Consider the following 11,960-nt stretch of genomic DNA (forward strand, 5'->3'; position numbering starts at 1 on the left):
AACTCAATAGAGAAATAAGGGGACTTAGAGTGAACAAGTCGGAACTGATTGACGCTATCGCCGCATCTGCTGACATCCCGAAAGCTGTAGCCGGCCGTGCGCTGGACGCAGTCATCGAATCCGTCACCGGCGCCCTGAAGCAAGGTGACGATGTGGTACTGGTTGGTTTCGGTACCTTCTCGGTCAAGGAGCGTGCAGAGCGCACCGGCCGCAACCCGCAAACCGGTAACGCGATCAAGATCGCTGCCGCCAAGGTTCCAGGCTTCAAGGCTGGCAAAGGCCTGAAAGACGCCGTCAACTAAGTCGTCTCTTTCAGCCGGACCCGGCCTGGCCAGGTCCGAGCACGGTGATGGCGGGGCGCAAACGTTCCCGCCTGACACGTTTGCTAAGAAAAGGCGCATCCTCGGATGCGCCTTTCTTTTATCAGGTTTCTACCCACGCTCCGCGGTTGTCGACGCAGTGGTACAGCCGTTTCTGGGGGACGCATGCTGCAAAATATCAGGGACAATTCACAAGGTTGGATTGCCAAGACCATCATCGGCCTTATCGTCGTGTTGATGGCGTTGACCGGCTTCGAAGCCATTTTCCAGGCCGCCACACATAGCCAGGACGCCGCCAAGGTGAACGGCCAGACCATCAGCCAGAACGAGCTGAGCCAGGCGGCCGACATGCAGCGCCGTCAGCTGATGCAACAGTTGGGCAAGGATTTCGACCCGGCGCTGCTGGACGACAAATTGCTGCGTGAAGAGGCACTGAAAGGCCTGATCAGCCGCAAGCTGCTGCTGCAAGGCGCCGAAGATGCCAAATTCGCCTTCTCCGAGGCCGCGCTGGATCAAGTGATCCTGCAGACGCCGGAATTCCAGGTGGACGGCAAGTTCAGTGCCGACCGTTTTGACCAGGTCATTCGCCAGATGGGCTATGGCCGCATGCAGTTCCGCGACATGCTCGCCGAGGAAATGCTTATCGGCCAGCTGCGCACCGGCCTGGCCGGCAGCAGCTTCGTCACCGACCAGCAGGTCGATGCCTTTGCCCGCCTCGAGAAGCAGACCCGTGACTTTGCTTCCCTGACCTTCAAGGCCGACCCGGCCGCGGTCAAGGTCAGCGATGAAGAGATCAAGGCGCACTACGACCAGCACGCCAAGGAGTTCATGTCGCCAGACCAGGTGGTGATCGACTACATCGAGCTGAAGAAGTCGGTGTTCTTCGATCAGGTCAAGGTGACCGACGAAGAGCTCAAGGCCCAGTACGAGAAGGAAATCGCCAACCTCGCCGAGCAGCGCCATGCCGCGCATATCCTCATCGAGGTCAACGATAAGGTCACCGACGCCCAGGCCAAGGCCCGCGCCGACGAGATCGAGCAGCGTCTGGCCAAGGGTGAAAACTTTGCCGCGCTGGCCAAGGAGTTCTCCCAGGACCCGGGTTCGGCCAATAGCGGCGGTGACCTTGGCTTCGCTGGCCCGGGCGTTTACGACCCGGCGTTCGAAGATGCGCTGTACAAGTTGCAGGATGGCCAGGTCTCGGCGCCGGTGCGCACCGAGTTCGGCTACCACCTGATCAAGCTGCTGGGCGTGCAGGCGCCGGAAGTGCCGAGCTTCGCCAGCCTGAAGGACAAGCTGACCCGTGACCTTAAGATCCCGCTGGTCGAGCAGCGTTACGTAGATGCCAGCAAGCAGCTGCAGGATGCCGCCTATGAGGCTTCCGACCTGGCCCAGCCGGCCCAGGACCTGAACCTGAAGGTGCAAACCTCCGCAGCCTTCGGCCGCGAGGGTGGTGAAGGCATCACTGCCAACCGTTCGGTCGTGCAGGCCGCATTCTCCGAAGAAGTGTTGGAGGAGGGTGCCAACAGCACCGCCATCGAGCTCGACCCGGAAACCACCGTGGTACTGCGCGTCAAGGAGCACCGCAAGCCTGAGCAGCTGCCGCTGGAAGCCGTGGCCAAGAACATCAGCGAGCACCTGGCCAAGGAGAAGGCGACTGCCGAGCTCAAGGCCAAGGCGGACAAGCTGATTGCCGGCCTGCGTGACGGTTCCATCGCAGCGGGCAGTGTGCACGAAGGGCAGGGCTGGAAGGCCTATGAAGCAGTTACCCGCGGCGAGGACGGTATCGACCCGGCCGAGCTGCAGGCACTGTTCCGCCTGGGCAAGCCACAAGCCAAGGACAAGCCGGTTTATGGCAGCGTCGTGCTGCGTGACGGTAGCCTGGTGGTACTGCAGCTCAAGGGTGTCAACGAAGGTGCTACTGCCACCGACGAAGAGAAGCAGCAGATCCGCCGCTACCTCGCGTCGCGTGCTGGCCAGCAAGACTTCGCGGCGTACCGCAAGCAGCTGGAAGCCAAGGCGGACATCACCCGTTACTAAGGTGATGGATGCATGAACGAACAGGCCGCCCAGTGCGGCCTGTTTCGTTTCTGCTGCCTGTTCCGGCCTCATCGCCGGCAAGCCAGCTCCCACAGGTATCACACTTGCCTCAAGCATTGCGGGGTATCTGTGGGAGCTGGCTTGCCGGCGATGAGGCCATTACAGGCAGTACAAGGCCTAGCGTTTCACCCCTTCATGGTTATCCAGCGTATCCCGCGCAATTTCCCGCCCCAGGGCAATCAGCTCCGGCGCCTTGTAGAACTCGAAAAACCGGCACACCCGTTTGGGCACGTTGATCAGTACATCCGGCGGATAGCCGGCGATCTTGTACTGCGCCAACGACGTCTGCATGACCTCGAAGCTCTGGTTGATCAAGTCCAGCAGCGAAGCGGGCCCCACGTTGTCGATGATGAACGAGCCGGTCGCCGACTTCGGTGCGCCTTCGCGCTCCGGCGCCGCCGCCGGTTGCTGGCCTTCCGGGTTGGCGGCATCGGCCAGCCATGGATTTGGCGGCGCAAGCCCTTCGGCGACGATTTCCTGCTCGATGCGGATCAGCTCCTCCGCCGGCTTGCGCCGGAACGGCAAGCGCGAGCCCAGCGAACTGAGCAGGGCATCGAAACGCATCTTGAACGCCGCCGGGCGTTCGATCACCGGTAACTGGTACTGCTTCTGGTTGGTGGCGTTGAGGTTGACCGCGATGATCAGGTCGCAGTGGCTGGACACCACCGGCACGATCGGCAGTGGGTTGAGGATGCCGCCGTCGACCAGCATGCGGTTGCCTTGCATCACCGGGGTGAACAGGCTGGGGATGGCCGCCGAGGCGCGCATGGCCTGGTGCAGGCAGCCCTCCTGGAACCAGATTTCCTGCTGGTTGGTGAGGTCGGCTGCAACCGCCGTGTAGGGGATGCGCAATTGCTCGATGTTGATCTCGCCGACGATCTTGCGGATTTGCCCGAACACCTTGTCGCCGCGAATTGCGCCGAGGCGAAAGCTGACATCGACCAGGCGCAACACATCCAGGTAGTCGAGGCTCTCGATCCAGTTGCGGTAGTCTTCCAGCTTGCCGGCGGCATAGATGCCGCCGATCACCGCGCCCATGGAGCAGCCGGCGATGCAGGCAATGTCGTAGCCACGGCGCTCGATTTCCTCGATCACCCCGATATGTGCATACCCCCGGGCTCCGCCGGATCCCAGTACCAGTGCCACGCGTTTGCTCATGAACATTCCCCGGCCAGTGCAACCATGGTCCTACAATGCACCCATCGCCACCTGTGCTTCAATGTGCATCGCGCTGAGCTACTGTAATAAAACTGGCTGGGCCAAGCTGGCTGGGCAGGGCACTTTTCAGCTGCCGAGGCGTCAAAAAGCCAACGTTTTTTCTTTTGAGGTATTACCGATGAAAGCCTGGATCTGCCTTCCCTTGATCGCCCTGGCCCTTGCTGGCTGCGCAGGCAAGACGGCCTACCGCGAGAGTTGCGCGACCCAACTGGATGCCGCCTGGAAGGAACTGGACCTGGCCAAGGCCGAAGGCTTTGCCGGTGCGGTGAGCTACTCCAAGGCCTTGTCGTTGCTGACCGGGGCCAAGACCCAGCAGCAGTTCGAAGGTTATGAAAGCTGTACCAGAAAAGCCGAAAAGGCCCGTTTCTACATTCGTGAGTCTCGCGCCGGGCGCTGACCAAGGAGCGTCTTTCGATGTCTGCCATGCTCGACCATGTGGTTGCCCAGATAGTGGCCTTGCAGGTGCGCCTGCTGGCCTGCCGCGAGCGCCTGGCTGCCGATACCGACAGTGAGGCCTTGCATGACCTGCGCACCACCCTGCGGCGCCTGCGCAGCCTGCTGCGGCCGCTGCGTGGGCTGCCGGGGGTGGAGCAACTGGAGGACGCCGCCAAGTCGTTGGGTACACTGACCACGCCGTTGCGTGACCGTGAGGTGCTGGCAGCCGAACTGATCGGGCGTGGTTTTGCCGAGGCCGGGCAGCGGCGCCTAGAAGGGCGTGGCAGGACCTTCGCCAGTGTTGCCGTCAGCCCGCAGCTGACCCGGGTGCTGGCGATTGTCGACGCGTTTCCGCTGTTCCTGCGTGCAGCCGGCCGCGAGGGCCTGGTCAAGGCGCTGGAAAAGCGAGTCGACAAACGCCTGGTCAAACAGTGGCGCAAATTGCACAAAGCGCTGCAGGACCCGGCCCACGACCGCCACCGCCTGCGTTTGCTGATCAAGCGTGCGCGCTACGGTGACGAGGCATACCCGCAGCTCGACCATGCGGGCAAGCAGTTGCGGCGCTTGCTGAAGCAGGCCCAGGGCGACCTGGGTGACTGGCATGATCGCCTGCAATGGCTGTTGCAGGCGCGCGACCATGCCGACCTGGCACCGTGCAAGGCCGCCTGGGAGCAGGAGTTGCACGAGGCCGAGCGCCATTCGGATGTGACGCTGGATGCACTGCAGCAGGCGCTGGCGCGGCGAAAGCCCGAAAAATGACCGATATGCGGGCTGATCGACAAGGGTTTGCTGGCTAGGATGGACAGACCTTTTTCGCTGCAGGCAGGAGCCGGCAAATGAATTTCAACCAACTGCTCGACGCCGTGCGGGCCAACCCCGAAGCGGTGAGCGTCCCGCCAAGCTGGGCCCAGGGTCGCGCCGCCTTTGGTGGGCTGATGGCGGCCATGGTGTATGAAGCCATGCGCCAGAAAATCTCCGATGACCGCCCCGTGCGTTCGCTGGCCATCAGCTTTGTGGCGCCGGCCGCGGCGGATGTGCCAATCCGCTTCGACGTGGAGGTGCTGCGTGAAGGCAAGGCAGTCAGCACCTTGCTGGGCCGTGCCGTTCAAGACGGCCAGGTGGTGACCCTGGTGCAGGGCAATTTCGGTGCGGGGCGGCCATCGGTGGTCGATGTGCCGGCGTTGCCGGCCACGGAAATGAAAGCGCTCGAAGACGCAGCCCCCGAGTTGCCCCATATCAAAGGCGTTACTCCGGAGTTCATGCAGCATGTTGCCTTGCGCTGGGCGGTGGGTGGGTTGCCGTTCAGTGGCAATCAGTCGCGCCAGATGGGCGGCTGGGTACGTTTGCGCGGGGTGGCCGAAGAACCGGTCAACGAGGCGCACCTGCTGGCGTTGGTCGATGCCTGGCCGCCTAGCCTGATGCCGTTTCTCAAGCAGCCGGCCGCCGGCAGTACGTTGACCTGGACCATCGAATTCATGCAGCCCACGGCGCAGCTGTCGACCCTGGACTGGTGCCGTTATTGCGTGGAAACCGAGCATGCGCGGGATGGTTATGGGCATGCCGCTGCCGCGTTGAGGACGGCGCAGGGCGAGTTGCTGGCCTTGAGCCGGCAGACGGTTACCGTGTTTGCCTGACCGAACCCGGGAGCGCGTTGCGCTCCAATCGCGACACAAGGCCGCTCCCACAGGATCGCGTAAATTTCAGGACATGCGCGGTTCTTGTGGGAGCGGCCTTGCGTCGCGATTGGGCTGCAGAGCAGCCCCAATGGCATCAGCGCCGATGCTTGTGTCGTTCCCGCCAGGCCTTCCACCAGGCCCCGCTCAGCAAGAAGCGCGGAAAGGTGATGAACTGCTCGGTCAGCAGGCGTTGCACGGCATCCTTGCGGTTGGCGAAGGGCTCGGGTTGCTCGGCTTCCAGGCGATGGCCCTGGCGCTGCAGGCCCAGGCCGGCGATCAAGGCAATGATGCCAACGGCAATCTGGCCCAGATCCAGACCGAACAGGCCGGACAGAATCAGCAACGCGCCAAGGATGAACAACGGCACGGCGATCAGGTGCAGCACCAGGTTGGTCGGGTGGCGGTGGTTGTGGTGGTAGCCGCGCCATTGCCAGGCGGGCAGGTTGGGCAGGCGTTTGCTCATGGGCATTTCCTCTCGGTCATGCCCAAAGCTTAGTGCGCCCCCCAGGTGGGGGCCAATCGAGGCTGGCTATGGTGACTATAGCTTGAGCTGGCCAATGGCCTTGTTCAGTTCACCGGCCAGGGTCGCCAGTTCGCTGCTGGTGGTCGCCGAGCCCACGGTCTGTTGCACGGTCTGTTCGGTGACATCGCGAATACTCACCACGGCGCGGTTCATTTCCTCGGCCACCTGGCTTTGCTGCTCGGCTGCCACCGCAATCTGGGTGTTGCTTTCGCGCATCTGCGCTACGGCACCGGTAATCTCGGCCAGTGCTTCGCCGGCCTCCTGGGCCTGCCTGACGCAGTCGTCGGCCTTGTACGAGCTTTCCTGCATGAAATCCACTGCATCGCGGGTGCCCGACTGCAGGGCCGAGACCATGGTGGTGATCTCGTCGGTGGAGTTTTGCACGCGCTTGGCCAGGTTGCGCACTTCATCGGCCACCACGGCAAAGCCGCGGCCGAGGTCGCCGGCGCGCGCTGCTTCGATGGCGGCATTGAGCGCCAGCAGGTTGGTCTGCTCGGCGATGCTGTGGATCACACTGACCACGCCATTGATCTTCTGGCTGTCTTCGGCCAGTTGGCGAATCATCTCGGCAGTTTGCTGAACGCCGCTGGACAGCCCGGAAATCGAATCCTGCACCCGGCTGACCACCTCCTGGCCGCTACCGGCCAGGGTGTCGGCGGTTTGTGACAGGTCACGGGTGGCGCCGGCGTGCTGGGCGATGTGGTGCACCGTCGCCGACATTTCGTTGATCGCGGTAGCGGCCTGGTCGGTTTCGCTCTGCTGGCCGAGCATGCCGTGGCGCACGTCGCTCATGCTCGCAGCCAGGCGCGCGGCACCGGAGTCCAGCTGCGCTGCGGTGTGGGCGACGGTACTGACCACGCGGTGGTAGGTCGCCTGCATGGCATTGAAGGCCCCGGCCATCTGGCCGACCTCGTCGCCACAGGCCAGCGGTACGCGGGCCGACAGGTCGCCGGTTTTTTCCACGTGCAGCATCACGTCCTTGAGCGTGTTGAGCTGGCTGAGCAGGAAGCGGATCAGCAGCTGCGAGGCGCCGAGCATGGCCAACATCAGGATCAGCACGCATACCGCGTAGTTGCTGAAGCGGTCGAAGAACACCTGGCGCAGGCTTGGCGACTGGGCCAGCACGGCCATTTGCTGATCGCCGTTGCGCAGCACCTGCGCGCCTTGTAGCGGGTTGTTGCCCAAGAGCCGGGCGGCGGGCAGTTCGACCCAGCCTTGGGCATTGCGCAAGGCCTCGAGGGGTTCACCCGCGAAGGTGGGCGTTTGCCCGGCTGACCAGCTGATGACGTTGGCCGGCCGGGGTAGCGGCTGGCCGGCCGGCCAGGCAGCCAGCAATTGGGCCTGCGCGGCCGCCTGGGCCTGCGCGGCCTCGGCGCGGGCGCGTTGCTCCAGGTGCACGGCATAGAGCACCAGCAGCAAGGTCGTGACAAAGGCCACCGCGTTGACGGCCCAGAACTTGTACTTCAGGGAAACATTGCTAAGCCAGGCACCCATGGGCAGGTCTTCTCTGAGTTGAGCGGGAACAATATTGGCAAGGTGCCATCATTGTGCCTGCGCAAGCCAGGGCCTTTCTTGATGTGTATCAAGAAAATTCCGCCGCCTGTAATGGCCCTATCGCCGGCAAGCCAGCTCCCACCTCGACTGCATCGGCCTCGAGCCATGCGCTACCCCCCTGTGGGAGCTGGCTTGCCGGCGATAGGGCCATTACAGCTTCAGGATATCTGGAAAAACGCCCGCGCCGTTGCCGTGGTATGTGCCGCCGTATGTTCGGTCGACTCGCCCCGGTGCAAGGCCACTTCACGCAACACCTCTGGAAGGAACGCTGGTTCGTTGCGCCCGTTCTTCGGCTTGGGCCGCAGGCTGCGCGGCAGCAGGTAAGGCGCATCGCTCTCCAGCATCAGCCGCCCCTCGGCAATGTTGCCCACCAGCGGGTGCAGGTGGGTGCCACGGCGTTCGTCGCAGATCCAGCCGGTAATACCGATGTGCAGGTCCATGTCCAGGTAGGCGAACAGCGCGTCGCGCTCGCCGGTAAAGCAGTGCACCACTGCGCCGGTCAGGTGGTCGCGGTAATCCTTGAGGATCGCCAGCAGGCGTTCGCTGGCGTCGCGTTCGTGCAGGAACACCGGCAGATGCAGTTCGGCAGCCAGTGCCAACTGTGCCTCCAGGGCTTTTTCCTGCAGTGGGCGAGGGGAGAAGTCGCGGTTGAAGTCCAGGCCGCATTCGCCCACGGCGCGCACGCGTGATTCATTCAGCAACTGGCGCAACTGACGCTCGCTGCCGGCATCCCAGGTTTTGGCATCATGAGGGTGTACCCCTGCCGTGGCGAACAGGTGAGCGCCGCTCGCATCCAGTTGCTGGCACAGCTCCAGCGCCTGTTCGCTGACCGCCAGGCTGGTGCCCGTCAGCACCATCTGCGTGACCCCGGCCTCAAGGGCGCGCTCGACGATTGCCGCCTGCTGGTCGTGGAAACTGCTGTTGGTCAGGTTGACGCCGATATCGATCAGTTGCATGGTGCTATCTCGTGCCGCGGGGCGGCCAGCATAGCAAAAACCGTGTTTTTCTGAAAAAACCAAGAACTTCATGCTGTTGCCGTGGTCTTTTACCGTCATTTCTCTCTTGGCGGTGCAACCCCATGGATGCCGCCCACCGACCACGGACACGTTTTCGCATGCAGCGATGCTGGCTCATTTTCCTGCTGACGCTTGGGCTGACCTTGACCGGGCCTGCTCACGCGCGCGTGCCGGGACCGCAGCAGAACATCGCGCCGGCCAAGGTTCGTGACCTGCAACAGATTCGCACCAGCCAGGTGCTGCGGGTGCTGGTCAACCAGAGCCGCAACAGCTCCGGTGAGGTCAAGGGCGAGCCGGTCGGTATCGAATACTATCGCCTGCGTGCCCTGGAACATTACCTCAATGCCCGCGCCGCCGACGGCCAGGAGATCCAGCTCAAGCTGATCCCGCGGGCCAAGGAGCAGTTGCTCGGCGCCCTGGCCCGGGGCGAGGGTGACCTGGCCGCACCGGGTGAACTGCTCGACCCCGCCGTGGTGCGCGGGGTCAGCAGCAGCGCGCCGGTGCTCGACCAGGTGCCGCTGCTGCTGGTGGGGCGCAAGGGCGAACGCAGCTTCAGCCATGTCGAGCAGTTGTCCGGGCGTACCGTGGCCCTGACCAGCGCCAGTGCCGCCGGCCCGTTGATCCAGCAGGTCAACCAGCAGCTGGCGCTGCGCAAGCGCGCGCCGATCAAGGTGGAGTGGGTCGACTCGACCCTGGCGGTGGAGGATGTGCTGGAAATGGTCCAGGCCGGCATCTATCACCTGACCGTGGTCGAGCAGCCGATCGCCCGGCGCTGGGCCCGGGTGATGCCGCGCCTGCGCCTGGACAGCCGCGTGAAACTGGGGGCGCCGCAAGCCATGCGTTGGTATGTGAGGCCCGATGCGCCGCAGTTGCAGGCCACGGTCGATCGCTTTCTGCAGGGCTACCGCGCGCCGGACAACCAGGACGCCGCGTTCGAGCGCATCTACCGCCGCCAGTACCGGGTGCACGACCCATTGGCCAGCAAGAATCGCCAGCGCCTGACCGCGCTGCGGGCGGTGCTGCAGAAACACGGTGAGGCGCAGCAGATCGACTGGCTCAACCTGGCCGCGCTGGCCTTCAAGGAGTCGACGCTCAACCCGGCCGCGCGCGGCACCGGAGGGGCCCATGGCCTGATGCAGATCACCCCTTCGGCGGCGCAGCGCGTGGGGGTGAGCAACACCGCCACGGTGGATGGCAATGTCCAGGCCAGCGCCCGTTACCTGGCGCTGATCCGGCGCAAGTTCTTTGCCAGCGCCAAGATCAACGAGCGCGAGCGCATGGCCTTCGTGCTGGCGGCCTACAACCTGGGCCCCGAGCGCGTCCAGGCCATGCGCGCCGAAGCGCGGCGGCGCGGGCTGAATGGCGACCAGTGGTTTTTCCAGACCGAACGTATCGCCATGGAGCAGGTGGGCATGGGGCCAGTCAACTTCGTCAATAGCGTCAACAAGTACTTTGTAGCGTTCAACCGGGAGCGTGCCGCGCTGGAGCGTGTGGCTAAACGCTGACAAATCGATTTTATCGATTGTTATATTGGGATTTTTGCGATTTTCATATCTATTGAATCGATTATGATGGCGCTCATCCCAACACAACTTCCCCGCTTCAAGGAGTCTTCGACATGAACAACGCTACCCTCAACGCTCTGTTCTCCACCCGCGCCGGCGCTGGCCTGAGCGTCATCCGTATCCTGGTCGGCATCATCTTCATTGCGCATGGTGCGCAAAAACTGTTCGGCATGTTCGGTGGCTATGGCCTGGAAGGCACCGGCCAATGGATGGAGAGCATCGGCCTGGCCCCGGGTTACCTGATGGCCCTGTTGTCTGGTAGTGCCGAGTTCTTCGGCGGCCTGGCCCTGGTGATCGGCCTGCTGGCCCGCCCGGCGGCCCTGGTGCTGGCGGTGACCCTGGTGGTGGCGATCCTCTCGGTGCACATCGGCAACGGCCTGTTCATGTCCAACAACGGCTATGAGTTCGGCCTGGCCCTGCTGGCTGGCACCGTCGCGGTACTGATCGAAGGCGCTGGCCGCTTCTCGCTGGACCGCCTGATCGCCCGCTGATCCACCGCAAATGCCAAGATACAAGCCTCAGGCCGATCACTTTCGGCTTGAGGCTTGTATCTTGCCGCTTGTAGCTCTAGCATACCGTCTGCGCCGATTTAAACAGCTACTTGCGGGGCGCAGGAAAGCCCCTCTCCGGGTCATCCGAAATACCGCTAAAGCGCTGGTTCGGTGACGCCTCCCACCGCTGCCCAGCGGGATTCGCGAGGCGGAGAGAAGCTCCATGAGTTGCCCACGTACCAGTGTCTGTTTGAGCCCCTTGCCTGCCAGCCAGGCGTCCCGCACACCGCGCATCCTGCTCGGCGGCCAGCATCAACCCACTCTTTTACGTCACCTTGAAGGCCTGTCCCGGCGCAAGGGCCAGGCGCGTGCATTTCTGATCCAGTTCGCCGATACCGGCTGCCACCTCGCACAGTATGGCAATGACCGTTTCGACCTGGCCGTGATCCAGGCCCCGGCGCCGGACGAGGCCGCCGAAATCATCGGCCACCTCACCCGTATCGCGCGCCAAGGCCTGATTACCCGCCGCTGAGGAGCGCGCTGTTGAGTACCAACATCATCACCACGGAAGGCCATGAGGCGCTGAAGAAAGAACTGGACCACCTGTGGCGGGTATACCGCCCGGAGATTACCCAGAAGGTTACCTGGGCGGCATCGCTGGGCGACCGCAGCGAGAATGCCGACTACCAGTACAACAAGAAGCTGCTGCGCGAGATCGACCGTCGGGTGCGTTATCTGCGCAAGCGTCTTGAAGACGTGAAGGTGGTGGCCTACTCGCCGCAGCAGGAGGGCAAGGTGTTTTTCGGTGCCTGGGTGGAGATCGAGAACGACGAGGGCGAGACCATGAAGTTTCGCATTGTCGGGTATGACGAGATCTATGGGCGCAATGACTACATCTCGATCGACTCGCCCATGGCTCGTGCCTTGCTGAAGAAGGAGGAGGGTGATGAGGTGGTGGTGCATACGCCTACCGGTGAAGCGACCTGGTATGTGAACAGCATCAGCTACGGGCAGTGATCTGATGTTGCCTGTGCCGGCCTCTTCGCGGGCTTGCCCGCTCCCACA

The 11,960-nt window shown here is 63.3% G+C and carries 13 protein-coding genes; 9 read left to right on the top strand and 4 right to left on the bottom strand.

The window, feature by feature from the left end; translation table 11 throughout:
* The first annotated feature begins 29 nt into the window (after positions 1-29).
* Together CAG34_RS24325 and CAG34_RS24330 are read left to right on the top strand one after the other, a co-directional pair.
* Entirely contained in the window at positions 30-302 is a 273-nt protein-coding gene (locus CAG34_RS24325) for an HU family DNA-binding protein (RefSeq protein WP_003259401.1), read from the top strand.
* A gap of 183 nt (positions 303-485) precedes the next feature.
* The gene (locus CAG34_RS24330) at positions 486-2,357 is read left to right on the top strand and encodes a SurA N-terminal domain-containing protein (RefSeq protein ID WP_085592888.1); all 1,872 of its coding nucleotides are present in this window, start codon (positions 486-488) and stop codon (positions 2,355-2,357) included.
* 177 nt (positions 2,358-2,534) lie between these two features.
* Here CAG34_RS24330 and CAG34_RS24335 read toward each other — a convergent pair whose 3' ends face one another.
* Positions 2,535-3,575 (bottom strand): patatin-like phospholipase family protein, encoded by a 1,041-nt coding sequence (locus tag CAG34_RS24335; protein ID WP_085592959.1) that lies wholly within the window; start codon positions 3,573-3,575, stop codon positions 2,535-2,537.
* A 178-nt stretch (positions 3,576-3,753) separates the two neighbouring features.
* On the opposite strand from CAG34_RS24335, the gene CAG34_RS24340 reads away from it, so the two are divergent.
* From CAG34_RS24340 to CAG34_RS24350, 3 genes are all read left to right on the top strand, one after another.
* Positions 3,754-4,032: a hypothetical protein gene (locus CAG34_RS24340; protein ID WP_003259403.1), complete on the top strand. Its 279-nt coding sequence runs from the start codon at positions 3,754-3,756 to the stop codon at positions 4,030-4,032.
* A 17-nt stretch (positions 4,033-4,049) separates the two neighbouring features.
* On the top strand, positions 4,050-4,829 hold the full coding sequence (locus tag CAG34_RS24345; protein WP_085592890.1) for a CHAD domain-containing protein: 780 nt from the start codon (positions 4,050-4,052) through the stop codon (positions 4,827-4,829).
* A 77-nt stretch (positions 4,830-4,906) separates the two neighbouring features.
* A complete protein-coding gene (locus CAG34_RS24350) occupies positions 4,907-5,704 on the top strand; it encodes an acyl-CoA thioesterase II (RefSeq protein WP_085592892.1) in 798 nt (265 codons plus the stop codon).
* Positions 5,705-5,840: 136 nt separating this feature from the next.
* On the opposite strand, the gene CAG34_RS24355 is transcribed toward CAG34_RS24350, so the two are convergent.
* The 3 genes from CAG34_RS24355 to CAG34_RS24365 form a co-directional block, all read right to left on the bottom strand.
* Positions 5,841-6,209 (bottom strand): Mpo1-like protein, encoded by a 369-nt coding sequence (locus CAG34_RS24355; protein WP_038409214.1) that lies wholly within the window; start codon positions 6,207-6,209, stop codon positions 5,841-5,843.
* Positions 6,210-6,284: 75 nt separating this feature from the next.
* On the bottom strand, positions 6,285-7,763 hold the full coding sequence (locus tag CAG34_RS24360) for a methyl-accepting chemotaxis protein (protein ID WP_085592894.1): 1,479 nt from the start codon (positions 7,761-7,763) through the stop codon (positions 6,285-6,287).
* A gap of 218 nt (positions 7,764-7,981) precedes the next feature.
* On the bottom strand, positions 7,982-8,779 hold the full coding sequence (locus tag CAG34_RS24365; RefSeq protein ID WP_085592896.1) for a TatD family hydrolase: 798 nt from the start codon (positions 8,777-8,779) through the stop codon (positions 7,982-7,984).
* A gap of 158 nt (positions 8,780-8,937) precedes the next feature.
* On the opposite strand from CAG34_RS24365, the gene CAG34_RS24370 reads away from it, so the two are divergent.
* From CAG34_RS24370 to greB, 4 genes are all read left to right on the top strand, one after another.
* Positions 8,938-10,344 (top strand): transglycosylase SLT domain-containing protein, encoded by a 1,407-nt coding sequence (locus CAG34_RS24370; protein WP_085592898.1) that lies wholly within the window; start codon positions 8,938-8,940, stop codon positions 10,342-10,344.
* Positions 10,345-10,457: 113 nt separating this feature from the next.
* Complete coding sequence (locus CAG34_RS24375; RefSeq protein WP_015269705.1) at positions 10,458-10,895, top strand: DoxX family protein; 438 nt, start codon at positions 10,458-10,460, stop codon at positions 10,893-10,895.
* A gap of 223 nt (positions 10,896-11,118) precedes the next feature.
* Entirely contained in the window at positions 11,119-11,427 is a 309-nt protein-coding gene (locus tag CAG34_RS24380; RefSeq protein ID WP_025338428.1) for a hypothetical protein, read from the top strand.
* An 11-nt stretch (positions 11,428-11,438) separates the two neighbouring features.
* Positions 11,439-11,912: a transcription elongation factor GreB gene (greB, locus tag CAG34_RS24385; protein WP_013971895.1), complete on the top strand. Its 474-nt coding sequence runs from the start codon at positions 11,439-11,441 to the stop codon at positions 11,910-11,912.
* Positions 11,913-11,960: the final 48 nt, after the last annotated feature.

The sequence above is a fragment of the Pseudomonas sp. B14(2017) genome (genome assembly GCF_002113255.1).
Lineage (GTDB): Bacteria > Pseudomonadota > Gammaproteobacteria > Pseudomonadales > Pseudomonadaceae > Aquipseudomonas > Aquipseudomonas putida_Z.